Below are 17,543 nucleotides of genomic sequence, written 5' to 3' on the forward strand. Positions count from 1 at the left end.
CCCCCCCCCCCCCCCCCCCCCCCCCCCCCCCCCCCCCCCCCCCCCCCCCCCCCCCCCCCCCCCCACGGTGGGCAAGCTGTACGGTCCGCAGCGCGCCATGAAGGGCGGCATCGGCAGCGCGTCGCTGACGGTCGGCGGCGTGACGGTCGGCGCGCTGATCGCGGTCAACGCGGTCGGCGACGTGCTCGATCCATCCAACGGCCGCATCCTGGCCGGCGCGCGCACGGCGGACGGGCGCGCCTTGCTGGACACGCGCGCGGCGATCCTGGCGGGCGACCTGCCCAAGTCCATGCGCGCCGGCGCGGCCACCACCATCGGCGTGGTGGCCACCGACGTCAAGCTGACCAAGGCCCAGGCGCAGAAGATGGCGCAGATGGCGCACGACGGGCTGGCCCGCACCATCAATCCCATCCACACCATGCTGGATGGCGACACGATCTTCGCGCTGGGCACGGGCGTGTCGGACAAGGCCGCCAACCTGATGCTGCTGGGCGTGCTGGCCGCCGAGGCCACGGCGCTGGCGGTGCAGCGCGCGATCCTGGCTGCGCGCGCGATCGAGGGTTATCCGGCGGCGGTGGATTTCATCGGCTGAACCGCGGCCTCCCGCTGACTTCGCCCTGTCACACACCTGCGTCAGCATGACCGGGCGCCGGCAGCGCGCCGGCGGGAGGCCATGCATGTACAAGGGTGAACGATTCAACGGCGCGACGCACCTGGCCGGCCTGGGGCTGGCCGTGGCCGCTTCGGGCGCGCTGCTGTCGCGGGCCGCCACGGTCCAGGCCGACGCGGTGCAGCTGACCGCCTGCGCGGTGTTCGCGGCGTCGATGATCGCAGTGTATGCCTCGTCCGTGCTGTTCCATTGGACGCGCGGGCGGCGCAAGGCCTTCTGGGCCAAGGCCGATCATTGCGCCATCTATCTGCTGATCGCCGGCACCTACACGCCGCTGGCCTTCGTGCCCGAGCCCGACGGCATGTCCATGGCGGCCGGCGCGGGCATCTGGCTGCTGGCCCTGGCCGGCATCGCCCGCGAGCTGTGGTGGTCGTCGCGCGGCGCGTCGCCGGCGCTGCCGTTATACCTGGGCATGGGCTGGCTGGGCGTGGCCTTCGCCATCCCCATCGCCGGGTCGCTGTCGACGGCTGGCCTGGCCTGGCTGCTGGCCGGCGCGGCGGTCTATTCCGCGGGCACCGTGTTCTACGCCAACAGCAGGCGCTGGCCGCACGCGCACGGCATCTGGCATCTGTTCGTGATGGGCGGCACGGCCTGCCACTTCGTCACGGTGTTCGGCTTCCTGCGCCAGGGCATCGTCTGAGCCCGGGATGCCGCCGGGCGCGAGACCGGGCAGGGTGGTGAGCCGGGCAGTGCGCTAGCGCCAGCCCGCCAGCGGCAGCATGCCGCTGCGGTCCTTCACCTTGCGCATGACCAGGTGCGAGCAGATGTCGCGCACGCCGGCGATCTTGCTCAGCTTGTCTTCCACGAATTGCGAAAAGGCCGACAGGTTGCGCGCGCGCACCGTGAGGATGTAGTTGGACGCGCCGGTCACGATGCTGGCCTCGGTGATTTCGTCGTAGAGCGCGATGCCGGCCAGGAACTCCTCGTGCCAGCCGCTGCGCGACTGGTCCAGCGCGACGTGGACGATGGCTTCCAGCTCGAAGCCCAGTTTCTCGGCGTCCAGCACGGCGCGGTAGCGCTTGATCAGTCCGCCTTCCTCCAGCGCCCGGACGCGGCGCAGGCAGGCCGATGGCGACAGCGATACCTGCTCGGCCAGGTCCTGGTTGCTGATCTGGCTGTTCTCCTGGAGGCGGCTCAGGATGCGCCGGTCTATCGCGTCGATCTGCATCGTGCAATCCAATTCGAATATTTTATATAGAACGCAATTTACTGCGAAATACTAGGGTAAGCCACGCCTGGATTTGCAACTTTTCGGCGGAAGGGCGCTGCTAGTATGTACGCAGAATTTTCGTCTCCAGGAGTGTTTTCATGCATACCCGCGAAGCCTGCGTCGCCGCAGACCGCCTCGACCCGCTGGCATCCATCAAGAACCAGTTCGACCTGCCACCCGGCGTGATCTACCTGGATGGCAACTCGCTGGGCGTACTGCCCAGGACCGCGGCGGCGCGCGCCGCCGACGTGATCGGCAAGGAATGGGGCGCGGGCCTCATCCGCAGCTGGAACACGGCCGGCTGGTTCGACCTGCCCGCCCGCCTGGGCGACAAGCTGGCGGGCCTGATCGGCGCCGGCAAGGGCGAGGTCGTCATCACCGACACCACCTCGCTGAACATCTTCAAGGCGCTGGCCGCCGCGCTGCGCATCCAGCAGCAGGCCAGGCCGGGCCGCCGGGTGATCCTGTCCGAGCGCGACAACTTCCCGACCGACCTGTACATGATCCAGGGCATGATCGACCTGCTGCAGCAGGGCTACGAGATGCGCCTGATCGATGACGAGCTGCCGCTGGAACAGGCGCTGGACGATTCCGTGGCCGTGGTGCTGCTGTCGCACGTCAATTACCGCAGCGGCCAGATGCACGACATGCGCGCGGTGACGGCGCTGGCGCACGAGCGCGGCGCGCTGACGATCTGGGACCTGGCGCACGCCGCCGGCGCGGTGCCGGTGGACCTGCAGGGCGCCAAGGCCGACTTCGCCGTGGGTTGCACCTACAAGTACCTCAATGGCGGCCCCGGCGCGCCGGCCTTCATCTGGGTGGCGCCGCGCCACACCGACAATTTCTGGCAGCCGCTGACCGGCTGGTGGGGGCACCAGCGCCCGTTCGACATGACCGTGGCCTACGAGCCAGCCGGCGGCATCCGCCGCTACCTGTGCGGCACGCAGCCCATCGTCTCGCTGTCACTGGTCGAGTGCGGCCTGGACATCGCCCACGCCGCCGGCATCGACGAAGTCCGCAAGAAGTCGCTGGCGCTGGGCGACCTGTTCATCGCGCTGGTCGAGGAACGCTGCGCCGGCCATCCGCTGACGCTGGCCACGCCGCGCGAGCACGCGCTGCGCGGCAGCCACGTCAGCTTCCGCCACCCGAACGGTTTCGAGGTCATGCAGGCGCTGATCGCGCGCGGCGTGATCGGCGACTACCGCGAGCCCGAGGTGCTGCGCTTCGGCCTGACGCCGCTGTACCTGGGCCACGCCGATGTCTGGGACGCCGTCGAGGTCCTGAAGGATGTGCTCGATACCCGCGCCTGGGACAAGCCCGAGTTCAAGCATCGCGCCGCCGTGACCTGAGCACGGCGCCGGCACGGACCACGCAGGCCCCCGCAGAGGGGCCGCGCCCGCACAACAACACAAGGAGGAAGACATGTCGCAACCGCAAGGATTCGGCCGCATCGCCGAACGCGAGCAAGGCCTGAAGCGGCGCCTGAGTTCCGGCCAGATGAGCATGATCGCCATCGGCGGGGCCATCGGCACCGGCCTGTTCCTGGGCAGCAAGTTCGCCATCGGCTTCGCCGGCCCCAGCGTGCTGATCAGCTACGCCATAGGCGGGCTGATCACGCTGCTGTTGATGGGCTGCCTGGCCGAGATGACGGTGGCGCATTCCACCTCTGGCTCCTTCGGCGCCTATGCCGAACACTACATCGGCCCGCTGGCCGGCTTCCTGGTGCGCTATGCCTACTGGTCCTGCGTGGTGCTGGCGGTCGGCACCGAGGTCACCGCGGTGGCCGAGTACATGAAGTTCTGGTTTCCCTCGGTGCCCGGCTGGCAGTGGGTCTGCGTGTTTTCGGCCGCGCTGATCTTCATCAACGCCATGAGCGTGAAGGCCTTCGGCACGGTGGAATACTGGTTCTCGACCATCAAGGTCAGCGCCATCGTCGCCTTCATCGTGCTGGGCGCCTATGTGGTCTGGGGCAGCCCGGAGCACGGCGTGGCGCAGTACACCGCGCATGGCGGCTTCTTTCCCAACGGCGTCTGGGGCATGTGGGTCGCGGTGGTGATCTCTATCTTCAGCTACCTCAGCGTGGAGATGATCGCGGTGGCGGCCGGCGAGGCCGAGGATCCGGAGCGGGCCGTGAAGCAGGCGTTCCGCGCCACCATCGTGCGCCTGGTGGTGTTCTACCTGCTGACGCTGGCGCTGATCCTGGCCATCGTGCCCTGGGACCAGGCCGGCAAGGGCGGCAGTCCCTTCGTCAAGGTGATGCAGGCCGTGGACATTCCCTATGCGGCCGGCGTGATCAACTTCATCGTGCTGGTGGCGGCGCTGTCGGCCATGAACAGCCAGCTCTACATCACCACCCGCATGATGTTCAGCCTGTCGCGCGCCGGCCATGCGCCGGCCGCGCTGGGCCGGCTTACGCGCGGCGGCACGCCGCTGAACGCGCTGCTGCTGTCGACCAGCGGCATCGCCATCGCCACGGTGCTGAACGTGCTGTATCCGGAGACCTCGTTCACGCTGATGATGGCCATCTCCATGTTCGGCGCGCTGTTCACCTGGATGATGATCTTCGTCACGCACTATTTCTTCCGCCGTCGCTGGGCGCGCGAGGGCGGGGCGCGGCTGTCGTTCCGCATGCCGGGCTTTCCGGCGCTGACGCTGCTGGGGGCGCTGGCCATGCTGGCGATCCTGCTCACCACCTACTTCACGTCGGTGTTCAAGATGACGCTGGTGTTCGGCGTGCCCTTCCTGTTGGCGCTGTCGGCGCTGTATTACCTGCTGTTCAGGAAGCGTGGCGAGCGGGCGGCGTTGCGGGCGGGGCTGGAGCGTCCATGAGGCCTGCGCCGGCCTGGCGCAAGGCGGCCAGCATGGCGCGGGCGCGGGCCGGCAAGGAGCGCGATGCGTACACGGCGTGGACCTGGGGCGACACGCCCCGGGCCGAGGTCACGGTATAGGCCGGACACACGCGCACCAGCGTGCCGCGTGCGATTTCCGGCAGCGCGGCCCAGTCCGCCAGCCGCGCCACGCCCGCGCCTGCCAGCGCCAGCGCCATCAGGCTGCTGCCAGTGCTGACGCGCAGGGCCGGCTCCGCGCGCAGGCGCTGGATGCTGCCCTCGCCGCGCAGGTGCCAGTCCTTGAGCACGCGCGGGCCGGTGTGCATGATGAGGCGGTGGCGCACCAGGTCTTCCGGTTCGCGCGGCAGTCCCATGCGCGCCACGTAGTCCGGGCTGGCGCATAGCAGTCGCTCATAGGGCCACAGGCGCGCGCCCAGCAGCTCGCTGGAGGCGGGAAAGCCGCCGCGAACGGCGAAGTCCAGTCCTTCGGCGATCGGATCCACCCATTTGTCGGTATAGCTGATGTCGATGCGCACGTCGGGGTAGTCCTCGGCATAGCGCCGCAGCACGGCCGGCAGCAGCGCCACGCCCAGCAGGTCGGGCGCGGAAAAGCGCAGCCGGCCCTGGGCGCCGCGCTGCGTCTCGCGCAGCGCTTCGCGCGCGCTTTCTTCCAGGCGCAGCATGTCGCGCGCCGACTCGACATAGCGCTCGCCCTGCGGCGTCAGCGTCACGCTGGTCTTGCTGCGCGTCAGCAGTTGCGCGCCCAGCTGGCGCTCCAGCGCCTGCACCGCCCGTGTTACGGCGCTGGGCGAGGCGCCCAGCGCGCGGGCGGCCAACACGAAGCTCTGGCGTTCGGCCACGGCGCAAAAGACCTGGTGTTCCCATAGCGGCCCACGTTCCATGGCGCCTCCTTGATTGCGGATATCGCAACATGATATTGCAACGCCAGACGGTCCGGCGCGCCTAGACTGCGGCCATCGACATTATTCGGCCGCACGCCATGAACGAACCGCATTACTACGATCCCCAGACCGGCGCCCGCTACGCGCTGGACGAGCCGCGCTGGTGTTCCGACGCGCGCACACCGCTGATGATCTCGCCGCTGGCCGGCATTTCGCGCGATGACATCGACACGCGCGCGCGTTCGCTGTGGCGCTACCGGGCCGCGTTGCCGCGCGTCATCGACGCGCCGGTCTCCATGGGCGAGGGCTGCACGCCCATGGCCGAGCGCGCCTGGGGCGCTCTGCGCCCGCATTTCAAGCTGGAGTGGTTCAACCCGACCTGCAGCTTCAAGGATCGCGGCGCGGCGGTGATGCTGTCCTGGCTGCGCCAGATCGGCATCGGCGCTGTCGGCGAGGACAGCTCGGGCAACGGCGGCGCGGCCATCGCGGCGTTCGGCGCGGCGGCGGGCATGGCGGTGACCATCTTCGCGCCGGCCTATGCCTCGCCGGCCAAGATCGCGCAGATCCGCGCCTTCGGCGCCGACGTGAGGCTGGTGGACGGGCCGCGCGAAGCCTCGCAGGACGCGGCCATCCGCGCATCAGGCGAGCTGTACTACGCCAGCCATAACTGGCAGCCCTTCTTCCTGCAGGGCACCAAGTCCATCGCCTACGAAATGTGGGAGGACTTCGGCTTCGAGGCGCCGGACAACGTGGTGATTCCGGCAGGCGCCGGCAGCAATGTGCTGGGCTGCGCCATCGGCTTCGCTGAGCTGCTGGCGGCCGGCCAGATCCGCCGGCTGCCGCGCCTGTTCGTGGCCCAGCCGCTGCATTGCTCGCCGGTGGACGCGAGCTTCCAGGCGGGCGCGGACACCCTGGTCGAGCGCCCGGTGCTACCCACGGTGGCCGAGGGCACGGCCATCCGCCAACCCTTGCGCCTGCGCGAAATGCTGCAGGCTGTGCGGGTCAGCGGCGGGCAGACCGTGGCGGTGCCGGAGGATGCGATCGTGGCCGGCGTGCGCAAGCTGGCCGCGATGGGGCTCTATGCCGAGCCGACCAGCGCGACGGCCGCCGCCGCGCTCGACATGCTGGCCGCGCGCGGCGCCATCGCGCAGACCGAACGCACGGTCGTGCTGCTGACGGGGTCGGGCCTGAAGGCCTCGCAGTTCATGACGGAGCTGTATTCGTAACGGCCTCGTCCGGGGCTAGCCGGCGGCCTGGCCCGCCGCGCCCTCGCTGTCCGCCAGCAAGTGGTCGAGCAGGCGGCAGGCGCGCGCGCTCAGGCCCTGGCGCGACTGCACGCAGATCAGCAGCTGGCGCGTGGCCCAGGCGTCGGACAGCGTCACCGCGCCTACGTCCAGCAGCCGGCTCATGCCGTGCGCCGTGCTTTCAGGAACGATGCCCACGCCCACGCCGGCCTGCACCAGCCGGCACATGGCGTCGAAGCTGCGCAGCTGCACGCGCAGCCTGATGGGCTTGCCCGCCACCAGGGCCTGGCGCGCCAGGAAGCGCTGCAGCGCGCTGCTGCGGTCCAGGCCGACGAAATCCTCGTCCAGCACCTCGCCGAAGGCGACCTGGGCGCGGCCGGCCAGCGCGTGTCCGCGCGGCACGATCAGGACGAAGCGGTCGCAGCGGTAGGGATGGGTTTCCAGCGCGCCGGTGTCCACCGTGCCCGCGACGATGCCGATGTCGGCCGAGCCGTCGGCGATGGCTTCGACGATCTCATCGCTCAGCATCTCCTGCAGTTCGACGTTGATGCGCGGATGCGCGGCCAGGAAGCCGCTCAGCGCCTCCGGCAGGAAGGCGGTCAGCGCGTTGGTGTTGGACAGCACGCGCACCGAGCCGCCGAACTCGCCGGCGTAGCCGGACAGGTCGTCGCGCAGGCGCTCGGCCTGCGCCAGCATCAGGCGCGCGTGCGAGGCCAGTTTCTGGCCGGCCGGCGTGGGCGTGACGCCGTGGCGACCGCGTTCCAGCAGCGGCGCGCCCAGCGAGGCTTCCAGGTTGCGGATGCGGGCGCTGGCGGCGGCCAGGGCCAGGTTGGCGCGGGCGGCGCCGTGCGTGATGCTGCCGGCCTGCACCACGTGCAGGAAGAGCGCCAGATCAGTCAGGTCGAAACGCATGCGTATCCGTTGCGTCAGCCTACGCCAGCCGTGTAGGCAGCCTGCGCCAATCGCGCATTTTCAGCGTCGTACAGGGTCCGTACACTGCGCCGATTCTTATTTTCGCCACGGTGGTTCCATGCATGCCTTAGTCTCCGGGTTTCCGATTCTACCCGCCGCCCTGACGGCGATCACGATCGCGCTATGGGCTTTTTCGCGCCTGCCGGAATACCTCACGGCGCTGCTGTTCTTCGGCGGCGCCATGGCGCTGGCGGCGGCGCCGCGCGAGGTGGTGTTCTCGGGTTTCGCCTCGGCCGCGTTCTGGCTGGTGCTCAGCGGCTATGTGCTGGGCCTGGCGCTGAAGTACACCGGTCTGGCCGACCGCATGGCCGGCCTGCTGTCGCGCCGCCTGGCAGGCGGCTACCTGACAGTGACGGCCGGCGTGGTGACGCTGACCTATCTGCTGGCCTTCGTCATGCCGTCGAACATGGGGCGCATCGCGCTGCTGATGCCCATCGTGCTGGCCTATGCCGACCGCATCGGCCTGGCGCCCGGCAGCCGTGGCCGCATCGGGCTGGCGCTGGCGGTGGGCTTCGGCACCTTCCAGCTGTCCACCTCCATCCTGCCGGCCAACGTGCCCAACCTGGTCATGGCCGGCAGCATCGAGGGCAGCTACGGGCTGCAGCTGGGCTATCTGCCCTATCTGTGGCTGCATGCGCCGGTGCTGGGCATCCTTAAGGGCGTGCTGCTGACCTGTTGCATCGCCTGGATGTTCCGCGACACGCCCAGGCGCGCGGAGCAAGCCGCCGCCGCTGCGCCGCTGTCGGCCGCCGAGAAACGGCTGGGCTGGCTGCTGGCGCTGACGTTGCTGGGCTGGGTGACGGACAGTGTGCACGGCGTGTCGCCGGCCTGGATCGGGCTGCTGTCGGCCTGCGTCTGCCTGCTGCCCAAGGTGGGCTTCGTCAGCGGCGACCAGTTCGGCAAGGAAGTGAACTTTCGCACCGCCATCTATGTGGCGGGCATCCTGGGGCTGGCGGCGATGGTGGCTGACAGCGGGCTGGGGGGCATCATCGGCAAGGCGCTGCTGGCCTGGCTGCCGCTGTCGCCGGACGCGCCGATGCGCAGCTTCTTCTCGTTGGTGGGCTTGTCGGCGCTGCTGAACTTCGTGGTCACCGCCAATGGCGTGCCGGCGCTGTACACGCCGCTGGCCGAGACGCTGGCGCAGGCCTCGGGTTTTTCGCTGATGGCGGTGTTGATGGCGCAGGTGGCGGGTTACGCCACGGTGGTCATGCCGTACCAGGCCTCGCCCATCGTGGTGGCGATGGGCATGGGCCAGGTGCCGGCGCGCAGCGGCCTGGCGCTGAGTCTGGTCACCGCGCTGCTGTCGTTCGTGTTGCTGGTGCCGCTGGACTACCTGTGGTTCAGGCTCCTTGGAATGCTGGGATCGTGACCATGGCGTCGGGCTCGGCCGCCGGTTCTTCCCTGGGCGCGAAGACGCGCAGACGATGGCCGTCCGGGTCCAGCGCCACGAAGGTGCGGCCGAAGTCCATGTCGATCGGCGCCTGCAGGATGGGCAGGCCGCGCAGGCTCCAGTCGCGGTAGCGGTCGGCCAGGGCCTGGGCGTCCAGCACGGTGAAGGCCAGTTCGGTGGCGCCGCCCCGGCCGGCGGCGGCCGGTTCCACGGTGTAGCGCGACCACAGGCCCAGCATCAGGCCGGAGTCCAGCGCGAACAGCGCGAAGGTGGGCGAGCTTTCGACGGGCGGACGTTGCAGCAGCGCGCTGTAGAACGCCGCGCTGGCTTCGGGTTTTTCGACGTAGAGGATGAGAAAGTTCGTGTCGGACATGATGCGCTCCTGGCGGCGGATGGGACCTTGAGGTCGGTAGCGCAAGCTTAGGAGCGGATACTGTCAGTTTTTGGCAGCAGTCTTCGGCCGCCGCGATCCCTCGGCCTCGGGCTGTTCCCGAGCCTGATTGAGAGCGCGCCATTCCTTGAGCAGCGCGTGGCGCCGGCGCGGGTAGCGCGGACCGGCGCTCAGCGCGGCGATGCGGTCGGTGCGGAAATGGCGGTAGTCCTGGCGCAGCTCGCACCAGGCCATGACGATGCGCACGCTGTCGAAGAAGCCCAGCGCGAAGGGCCAGATGGTGCGCACCGAATCCGCGCCCTTGTCGTCGCGGTAGGTGATGTCCACTTTCTGCTCGGCGCGGATGGCCTGGCGGATCTGGGACAGGTCGACCCGGTCCACCACGCAGACGGCGCTGGGGCCGATCAGCAGCGGTATCGCGTCCAGCTCATCGCGCACTTCTGGCGGCAGCACCGCGCCGATCTTGGCCAGCGCATTGCGGGCGGCCAGGCCCAGGCGCGCGTCCGAGCGCTGCGCGACCCAGCGCGTGCCCAGCACCAGCGCCTCGATTTCCTCGGTGCTGAACATCAGCGGCGGCAGCATGAAACCGGGCTTGAGCACATAGCCCATGCCCGGCTCGCCGTCGATCTCCGCGCCCTGGGCCTGCAGCGTGGCGATGTCGCGGTACAGCGTGCGCAGGCTGATGCCCAGTTCCGACGCCAGGCGGTGACCACTGACTGGCAGACGGTGGCGACGCAGGGTTTGCAGCAGGTCGAGCAGGCGTTCGGCGCGGGACATGGACAGACGGTGGGGCGGGAATCACGCAATACTGCCACGAAATGGCAGTATTGCGCATTGCTTGCGCCCTAGCGCTTGACCGGCTTGCCGGTGGCCACGTCGATCGCCGAGCCGTCTTCCAGGCTGATGCGGTAGATCTCGCGCAGCACGTTGCCGGCGAAACCGATCTCGACGATGGAGACATCCTTGAAGGTGGTCTGGATGCCGTCTGGCAGGATGGCGTTGAACTTGTCGGCTTCCTGCTTCATGGCGTCCTGCAGCCGCGCGTCGTACAGAGTCATGCTGTAGACCAGCGTGGTGTGCGGGTTGTGCGCGCGCACTTCCTGGCCGTCCCGCACGACGTTCACGCCGCTCACGCCCACGCTGCGGACCAGATCGCGGCCGGCGTCGGCCATCTTGGCGTACACCGGACCGGTGACGCGCGGCAGCGGGCCATCGCGCAGCGGCGCCAGCGCCGCCGTGACCACGGTGTTGTAGCGCATCAGTTCCTCGAAGCCGGCGCCGCTCTTGACCACGCCCAGGTCCAGCCACCATGGATGGCCGGCGCCCTTGGCGGCTTCGGTCGGATAGAAAGTCTTGAGCGTGACCGGAATCGGCGCGGGCGGCTTGGGCAGCGCGACCAGCATGCGAGCGGGCGTGGTCGGATCGGCGCTGTGGATGTGGACCACCGTCACGTGTGGGATGTTGGGCGTTTCCGCCTCGGTCTTCAGACCCAGCTTGAGCAGGTCCGACTTGAGCGCGCCGTTGATCTTGCCGTCCAGCACGGCGTTGACTTCCTGGGGCAGGCGGTAGACCACGCCATAGGTCGCCTTGTGTTCGCGAAAGCCGGGCTGTTCCAGCGAGCTGTTGTCCTGGACGGCCGTGGCGGCGAGGGCGGCCGGGCCGCAAAGGACGGACAGGCCGAGCGTGGCCAGGGGCAGGATGCGTTTGAACATGGGATTTCCTTCTCGTTGTGATTGGGGACCCGCGAGAGTCGCGTCCAGTGTGAGAAGGCGGGATGTACGCCGTATTGCGCCGAACCAAAGAATTCCGATAGGTGCCGCCGATGTTCTGATAGCTGCGGGCGGGGGGGCCTGCGCCAGGCGGCGCCCGCCTCGTGCCGGCGCGGACGCCGGGTCAGGCCAGGAAAACCGCCGCCACGACCGCCAGGCCCAGCAGCAGGTTCACGCCCACCCAGCGGCGGATCAGGGCCATGTTGCGCCCGCCCGCCGGCCAGTCGGCGGCCGCCACGGCGGCGGCCAGGCCCTTGAAGGGCACCAGCCGGATGTAGGCGTAGATGGCCGTCATGACGATGCCGCCTGCCGCCATCAGCGTCCAGGCGCGCGGCATGAAGAAGGCGCCGCCGCTTTGCGAGGCCTGCGCCGCTTCCTGCCCGATCATCGCCGCGCCGGTCGCCAGGATCAGCACGATGGCCGCCAGCACCGCGTTCAGGAACGGACCCAGCACCGCCGCCATCAGGCTCAGGCGCTGCGGCGGCTCCAGCCGCGCGGCCGCCGGCCGCAGGAAACAGTGGGCGAACAGCATGCCGCCAACCCAGAGGATGACGGCCAGGAGGTGGACAAGCTTCAGCAGGGCGTAGGACATGGTCTTGGGACAGTGGAAGTGGGGACGGAGTCCCATCATATCGCCCCGGCGATTGCGCGGCGGGCTTGACCTGGATCAGGGTTTTTCACTTAGAATGAGATTGATTTCTATTTGTGATTATTCAAAGCTCGATATCAGGGAAGCCGCCGTGCCGAATTCCGCGCTCCTTACCGGCGACGCCGTCCACACGCTCTACAGCAGGCACCACGGCTGGCTGCACAACTGGCTGCGCGCCAAGCTGGGCAATAGCTTCGATGCGGCCGACCTGGCGCAGGACACCTTCATCCGGGTGCTGCGGCACCGGCAGGAAATCGAGGCGCTGCGCGAGCCGCGCGCCTACCTGACCGCCATCGCCAAGCGGCTGATGCTGAACCATCACCGCCGCCGCGCGCTGGAGCAGGCCTATCTGGACGCGCTGGCGGTCATGCCGCCGGCGCTGGCGCCGTCGGTGGAACAGCGGCTGCTGATCCTGGAGGCGCTGCACGAGATCGACGAAATGCTGTCGGGTCTGCCGGGTCCGGTGCGCGAGGCCTTCCTGCTGGCGCAGCTCGAAGGCCTGAGCCAGGGCGAGATCGCCGCGCGCCTGGATGTCTCGCCACGCACCGTCCACCGCTACATCGCGCGCGGATACGAGCAATGCATCCTGGCGGTGGCATGAGCGCGCCGGCGGGCGGAACGGGCGAGCTGCCCGAGGTGGAACGGAGCGTCGCCCGGCAGGCGGCGCGCTGGATGATGCTGCTGGGCTCCGGCCGCGCCAGCCCGTCGGACCTGCTGGCCTGCGAGCAATGGCGCTCCAGCAAGGCCGAACATGAACATGCCTGGCAGCGCGCGCAGCGCGTCAGCCAGCGCTTCGGCCTGGTGCCGGCCACGCTGGGCATGGCGGCGCTGAACCGGCCCGCGTCGCCGCGCCGCCGCGCCGTGCTCAAGACCCTGGCGCTGACCTCGGCGACTGGTCCGCTGGCCTGGGCCGCGTGGCGCGCCGATCCGCTGGATTGGACCGCCGACTACCGCAGCGCCGCCGGCGAGCTGCGCGAAGTGGCGCTCAGCGACGGATCCCGTCTTTACCTGAACACGGCCAGCGCCGTGGACGTGGCGTTCAGCGCCGCCTCGCGGCTGCTGCGGCTGCGCGCCGGCGAGATCGCGCTGCATGTGCGTGACGAGTCGGGCGCGCAGGCGCGGCCCTTCGTGGTGCGCACGCGTTACGGCGACATCGAGGCGCGTGCCGGCCGCTACTGCGTGCGACAGGAAGACGGGTTTTGCCGCGTCAGCGTGCAGGAGGGCGCGCTGCGCGTGGCGGCGCGCGCGGGACGGTATCTGCCGCTGGCGGCGGGCGCCGAGCTGCGCCTGGACGATCAGGGCCCATCCGACGCCGCGCCCGCCGATCCCCATGCCGCCGACTGGATGCGCAACGTGCTGCACGCCCGTGAAATGCGGCTCGACGCCTTCGCCGCCGAGCTGGGGCGCTACCGGCCCGGCCTGCTGCGCTGCGATCCGGCCGTGGCGCCTTTGCGCGTTTCGGGCGCGTTCCAGCTGCACGACACCGACGCGGTGCTGGCGGCGCTGCCGGCCACGCTGCCGGTGAGCGTGCGTTACCGCACGTCCTACTGGGTCACGATCGGGCCGCGCATCGCGGCGGCCTGAATCGCCGTTGTTACAAAAAAGTGAGAGCCATGTTGTCCGATTCGTCGTGCTCGAGGGTCATGGAGGGTAGAGGCAGATGAATGCCTGTGCATGCCCGCAAGTCGCTACCCGCTGGATCGAAAGGACGATCATGACCCACACCCTCAACCGCCGTTCTCGCCGCCCGGACGGTCCGCAGGCCGCCGACGGCGCGCCGCGCCGCCCGACCCGTTTATCCGTGGCCTTGCGCGCGGCGCTGGCTCTGTCGGCCGCGCCGGCGGTGCTGGCGCCTGGCGCCGCGCAGGCGCAAGCAGTCCAGGCCCGCGCGGCCAGTTACCGCATCCCGGCGGGGCCGCTGGCAGAGGCGCTGCCGCGTTTCGCCGACGCCGCCGGCGTGACCGTGCTGTTCGATGCCGCCTTGCTGGGCGCGCGCGGCACCGGCGGCCTGAACGGTTCCTACTCCGTGTCCGAGGGCTTCGCCCGCCTGCTGGCCGGCTCCGGCCTGGCCGCGCGCGAGCGCAGCGCCGGCGTTTACGTGCTGGTGCCGCAGGCCGGCGTGACGAACCTGGATCCCGTGCGCGTCGAGGGCGAGGGCAGCCGCCCCGCGCCCGCCTGGCAAAGCAGCACCGACCGCAAGCGCCTGGACGAGTTGCAGGTGCGCAACTGGAGCGACTTCGGCAGGCGCGTCGAGCCGGGCGTCAATTTCAATCGCCTGACCAACAGCATCAATATCCGTGGCCTGGACCAGGACCGCGTGCTGACTCGCGTGGACGGCATCCGCCTGCCCTGGCTGGACGATGGCGCGCGCGGCGTGAAGGGCGGATTGGAGTCGGTGGACTTCAACAGCCTGTCGCGCCTGGACATCGTGCGCGGCGCCGACGCCAGCGGCAGCGGCGGCGGCTCGGGCGCGATCTCCGGCATCGCCGACCTGCGCACGCTCAATCCGTCCGACCTGCAGGAGGATGGCAAGCGCTTCGGCGCGCTGGCCAAGGCCGACTACGACACCACCGACAGCAGCTGGGGCGCCAACGCGGCGCTGGCCGGCCAGATCCACGAGAACACCTTCTGGCTGGTGCAGGCGGGCCTGCGCAACGGGCACGCGGTCGACAACCGCGGCGACGTGGGCGGCTACGGCCCGCGCCGCAACCAGCCCACGCCCGAGGACTACAGCCAGCGCAGCTTCCTGCTCAAGCTGCAGCAGCGCGTGGACGGCGGCCATCGCTTCGGCGTGACCGGCGAGTATTTCAAGCGCACGGCGGATTTCGACAATATGTTCGAACAGGGCGCGGGCACGTCCTACCTGTACGGCGAGAACAGCGTGCGCAAGGAAACCGAGCGCCAGCGCGTGTCGCTGGACTACAGCTACAGGGCGCCGTCCGACGGCGGCCTGCTCGATACCGTCACGGCCGCGCTCTATTGGCAGCGCGTGTCGCTGGACACCCGTCAGACGGCGGTGCGCAGCGTGGATCCGCGGGCCTTCATCATTCCCCGCGATCCGTTCCGCTATGGCTTTCCCAGCGGCCCGTATGGCCGCGACAACAGCATCCGCCAGACCATGTACGGCGTGAACGCCGAGGCGACCAAGCGCCTGGGCGGCGCGGTGACGCAGTTGTGGACCCTGGGCGGCGAGTGGTACGGCAACAAAACCGAGCAGCAATCCAGCGGCTATGACAACTGCCCCGTGATCCGTCCGGGCACGCCCGCGCCGTTCGGCCCGCGCGCCTGCGACATGCTGCACACCAACCAGGCCGACGTGCCGCAATCCAAGGGCAGCCAGTGGGCCATGTGGGTGCAGGACGAATTCGGCTTCGCCGACGGCCGCTACACGCTGACGCCGGCGCTGCGCTACGACCACTACAAGCAGAAGCCCGAGAGCACCGACAGCTACGCCAGCAATCCCAATGCCGGCAAGCTGCCCTCGGCCAACAGCGCCGGCCGCTTCTCGCCCAAGCTGCTGGCCGGCTGGAAGGCGGCCGACGAACTCAGCCTGTACGCGCAATACGCCTATGGCTTCAAGGCGCCCAGCCCGTCCCAGCTCTACACCAACTACGGCGGCGCCGGCACCTATCTGCGCGTGGGCAATCCCGACCTGAAGCCCGAAACCAGCAAGGGCTGGGAACTGGGCGCCAAGCTGGGCTCCGATGACCTGGGCGGCGCGCTGTCGTTCTTCGACAACCGCTACCAGAACTTCATCGACACCAGCGTGCCGCTGGACGCCAATTCGCCGACGTGGCAGCCGGCCTGGGCGGGCCAGTATCCGCTGGGCGTCACCGGCACCGTCAATCGCGCCCGCGTGCGCATCTACGGCGCCGAGGCCAGCGCGCACTGGAAATTCGCGACCGGCTGGCGCACCTGGGGCTCGCTGGCCTGGGCCGTGGGCAAGGATGAAGGCACCGGCCAGCACCTGAACTCGGTCGCGCCGCTGAAGGCCATCGTCGGCCTGGGCTACGGCCGCGACGCCTGGGGCGTGGACGCCATGCTGACGGCCGCGCTCAAGCGCGATAAGGTGGAGTATCCGAACCCGACGGCCAAGGCGCCCAACGCCGATTTCCAGGCGCCGGGCTACGGCGTGATGGACCTGATGGGGTACTGGCGGCCGGAAGCGGTCAAGGGCCTGCAGCTGCAGGCCGGTGTGTACAACCTGTTCGACAAGAAATACTGGGAGGCCATCAACGTGCCGACCGCGGGCGCGATGCAAATAGCGCGCCCGGTGGATTGGTATACCGAACCGGGCCGCAGCCTGCGGATATCGCTCACGTACCAATATTGACCCGATAGGCCGTCGCCCCTGCCCGCATGGCGCATCGCTTCACGGTGCATGACGGGCAAGGGCGACGGCGGTATCGCCGCCGACGATCCGACATCCTTTCCATCACCCCCTTTCAGGCCGGAGGGCCAGACATGAACAACATCGATTTCGACACCCGCGCCGCCGAACTGCGCGCCCGCAACGAGGCCCTGGCGGCCGAACAGCCCAAGCTGCGCGCCCGCAACCTGGCCCAGGCGCTGGGCGTGTCCGAGGCGCAGTGGGTCGCCGCCGGCTGTGGCGGCGTCAAGGCGACCGCGCTGCACGGCGAGCCCCAGGCCATCTTCCGCGACCTGGGCGCGCTGGGCGAAGTCATGGCGCTGACGCGCAACGACTGGTGCGTGCATGAACGCCACGGCCGCTACCTGGACATCCAGGCCGACGGTCCGGTCGGGCTGGTGCTGGGGCCGGACATCGACCTGCGCGTGTTCTTCTCGTGCTGGCGCTCGGCCTGGGCCGTGGAGCAGGACGGGCGGCACAGCCTGCAGTTCTTCGACGGCGAGGGCGTGGCCGTGCACAAGGTCTATCGCACCGAGGCCACCGATGTGGCCGCCTACGACGCGCTGGTCGCGCGTCACGCGGGTCCGTCGCGGTGGCCGGAAAGCACGCCGGCCGCGCCCGCGTCCGACGCCGCCAGCGTGGCCGATGGCGAGCAGTGGCGCGCCGCCTGGCTGGGCATGAAGGACACGCACGAGTTCTTCCCGCTGCTGCGCAAGTTCAAGATCACCCGGCTGGCGGCGCTGGCCGCCGCCGGCGAGGATCTGGCCCAGCAGGTGCCGGCCGACGCCGTCGAACGCGCGCTGGAGTCGGCGGCTGCCTCGGGCCTGTCCATCATGTGCTTCGTGGGCAACCGAGGCATGATCCAGATCCACACCGGCCCGGTGCGCCAGCTGCGCCGCACCGGCCCCTGGTACAACGTGCTGGATCCGAAGTTCAACCTGCACCTGGACACCACCGCCATCGCCTCGTCCTGGGTGGTGAACAAGCCGACCTCCGACGGCTGGGTCACGTCGCTGGAGCTGTATGCCGCCAACGGCGACCTGATTGCCCAGTTCTTCGGCGAGCGCAAGCCCGGCAAGCCCGAGCTGCCCGGCTGGCGCGAGGTGATGAGCGGCCTGTGCGCCGTGCCGCTGGCCGTATGAGGACATG

Annotated in this window: 17 protein-coding genes; 10 read left to right on the top strand and 7 right to left on the bottom strand. The window is 69.6% G+C overall.

Features of this window, described 5'->3' with window-relative positions; genetic code table 11:
* Both ACEU5R_RS03405 and ACEU5R_RS03410 read left to right on the top strand, forming a co-directional pair.
* On the top strand, window positions 1-592 hold a 592-nt coding region (locus ACEU5R_RS03405; protein ID WP_392409085.1), incomplete at its 5' end, for a P1 family peptidase.
* Between the two features lie 85 nt (window positions 593-677).
* Window positions 678-1,310, top strand: coding sequence for a hemolysin III family protein (locus ACEU5R_RS03410; RefSeq protein ID WP_103275965.1), 633 nt, complete (start codon window positions 678-680; stop codon window positions 1,308-1,310).
* 54 nt (window positions 1,311-1,364) lie between these two features.
* Here ACEU5R_RS03410 and ACEU5R_RS03415 read toward each other — a convergent pair whose 3' ends face one another.
* A complete protein-coding gene (locus tag ACEU5R_RS03415; protein WP_103275964.1) occupies window positions 1,365-1,838 on the bottom strand; it encodes an Lrp/AsnC family transcriptional regulator in 474 nt (157 codons plus the stop codon).
* A gap of 140 nt (window positions 1,839-1,978) precedes the next feature.
* Here ACEU5R_RS03415 and kynU point away from each other — a divergent pair, with 140 nt between their 5' ends.
* Together kynU and ACEU5R_RS03425 are read left to right on the top strand one after the other, a co-directional pair.
* Window positions 1,979-3,229 (top strand): kynureninase, encoded by a 1,251-nt coding sequence (gene kynU, locus ACEU5R_RS03420; RefSeq protein WP_392409087.1) that lies wholly within the window; start codon window positions 1,979-1,981, stop codon window positions 3,227-3,229.
* A gap of 73 nt (window positions 3,230-3,302) precedes the next feature.
* Window positions 3,303-4,709: an amino acid permease gene (locus ACEU5R_RS03425; RefSeq protein ID WP_103275962.1), complete on the top strand. Its 1,407-nt coding sequence runs from the start codon at window positions 3,303-3,305 to the stop codon at window positions 4,707-4,709.
* Here ACEU5R_RS03425 and ACEU5R_RS03430 read toward each other — a convergent pair.
* Complete coding sequence (locus ACEU5R_RS03430; protein ID WP_103275961.1) at window positions 4,657-5,610, bottom strand: LysR substrate-binding domain-containing protein; 954 nt, start codon at window positions 5,608-5,610, stop codon at window positions 4,657-4,659. The two genes, ACEU5R_RS03425 and ACEU5R_RS03430, sit on opposite strands and share 53 nt — an antisense overlap.
* A gap of 98 nt (window positions 5,611-5,708) precedes the next feature.
* Between ACEU5R_RS03430 and ACEU5R_RS03435 the strand changes: the two genes are divergently transcribed.
* Complete coding sequence (locus ACEU5R_RS03435; protein WP_392409089.1) at window positions 5,709-6,836, top strand: pyridoxal-phosphate dependent enzyme; 1,128 nt, start codon at window positions 5,709-5,711, stop codon at window positions 6,834-6,836.
* Between the two features lie 15 nt (window positions 6,837-6,851).
* Here the strand turns inward: ACEU5R_RS03435 and ACEU5R_RS03440 are convergent, their stop codons facing one another.
* Entirely contained in the window at window positions 6,852-7,766 is a 915-nt protein-coding gene (locus ACEU5R_RS03440) for a LysR substrate-binding domain-containing protein (RefSeq protein WP_103275959.1), read from the bottom strand.
* A 118-nt stretch (window positions 7,767-7,884) separates the two neighbouring features.
* On the opposite strand from ACEU5R_RS03440, the gene ACEU5R_RS03445 reads away from it, so the two are divergent.
* On the top strand, window positions 7,885-9,195 hold the full coding sequence (locus ACEU5R_RS03445; RefSeq protein WP_392409090.1) for an SLC13 family permease: 1,311 nt from the start codon (window positions 7,885-7,887) through the stop codon (window positions 9,193-9,195).
* Here the strand turns inward: ACEU5R_RS03445 and ACEU5R_RS03450 are convergent.
* The 4 genes from ACEU5R_RS03450 to ACEU5R_RS03465 form a co-directional block, all read right to left on the bottom strand.
* Entirely contained in the window at window positions 9,167-9,589 is a 423-nt protein-coding gene (locus ACEU5R_RS03450; RefSeq protein ID WP_392409091.1) for a VOC family protein, read from the bottom strand. The genes ACEU5R_RS03445 and ACEU5R_RS03450 overlap by 29 nt on opposite strands.
* 63 nt (window positions 9,590-9,652) lie before the next feature.
* Window positions 9,653-10,384 carry a YafY family protein gene (locus ACEU5R_RS03455; protein ID WP_103275956.1) on the bottom strand — a complete coding sequence of 244 codons (732 nt, stop codon included), beginning with the start codon at window positions 10,382-10,384 and terminating at the stop codon, window positions 9,653-9,655.
* A 68-nt stretch (window positions 10,385-10,452) separates the two neighbouring features.
* The gene (locus ACEU5R_RS03460; protein WP_392409092.1) at window positions 10,453-11,319 is read right to left on the bottom strand and encodes a hypothetical protein; all 867 of its coding nucleotides are present in this window, start codon (window positions 11,317-11,319) and stop codon (window positions 10,453-10,455) included.
* 181 nt (window positions 11,320-11,500) lie between these two features.
* Window positions 11,501-11,968, bottom strand: a complete 468-nt coding sequence (locus ACEU5R_RS03465; protein WP_103276636.1) for a CopD family protein — start codon at window positions 11,966-11,968, stop codon at window positions 11,501-11,503.
* Between the two features lie 148 nt (window positions 11,969-12,116).
* Here ACEU5R_RS03465 and ACEU5R_RS03470 point away from each other — a divergent pair, with 148 nt between their 5' ends.
* The 4 genes from ACEU5R_RS03470 (at window position 12,117) to ACEU5R_RS03485 (ending at window position 17,536) form a co-directional block, all read left to right on the top strand.
* Window positions 12,117-12,626, top strand: a complete 510-nt coding sequence (locus ACEU5R_RS03470) for a sigma-70 family RNA polymerase sigma factor (protein ID WP_392409093.1) — start codon at window positions 12,117-12,119, stop codon at window positions 12,624-12,626.
* Window positions 12,605-13,609, top strand: a complete 1,005-nt coding sequence (locus ACEU5R_RS03475; RefSeq protein ID WP_392409094.1) for a FecR domain-containing protein — start codon at window positions 12,605-12,607, stop codon at window positions 13,607-13,609. Before ACEU5R_RS03470 ends, ACEU5R_RS03475 begins: the two co-directional genes overlap by 22 nt.
* 130 nt (window positions 13,610-13,739) lie before the next feature.
* The gene (locus ACEU5R_RS03480) at window positions 13,740-16,358 is read left to right on the top strand and encodes a TonB-dependent hemoglobin/transferrin/lactoferrin family receptor (protein WP_392409095.1); all 2,619 of its coding nucleotides are present in this window, start codon (window positions 13,740-13,742) and stop codon (window positions 16,356-16,358) included.
* Window positions 16,359-16,489: 131 nt separating this feature from the next.
* On the top strand, window positions 16,490-17,536 hold the full coding sequence (locus ACEU5R_RS03485) for a hemin-degrading factor (protein WP_392409096.1): 1,047 nt from the start codon (window positions 16,490-16,492) through the stop codon (window positions 17,534-17,536).
* Window positions 17,537-17,543 lie beyond the last annotated feature (7 nt).

It is taken from the genome of Achromobacter sp. 413638 (assembly GCF_043119405.1).
Classification (GTDB): domain Bacteria; phylum Pseudomonadota; class Gammaproteobacteria; order Burkholderiales; family Burkholderiaceae_B; genus Achromobacter.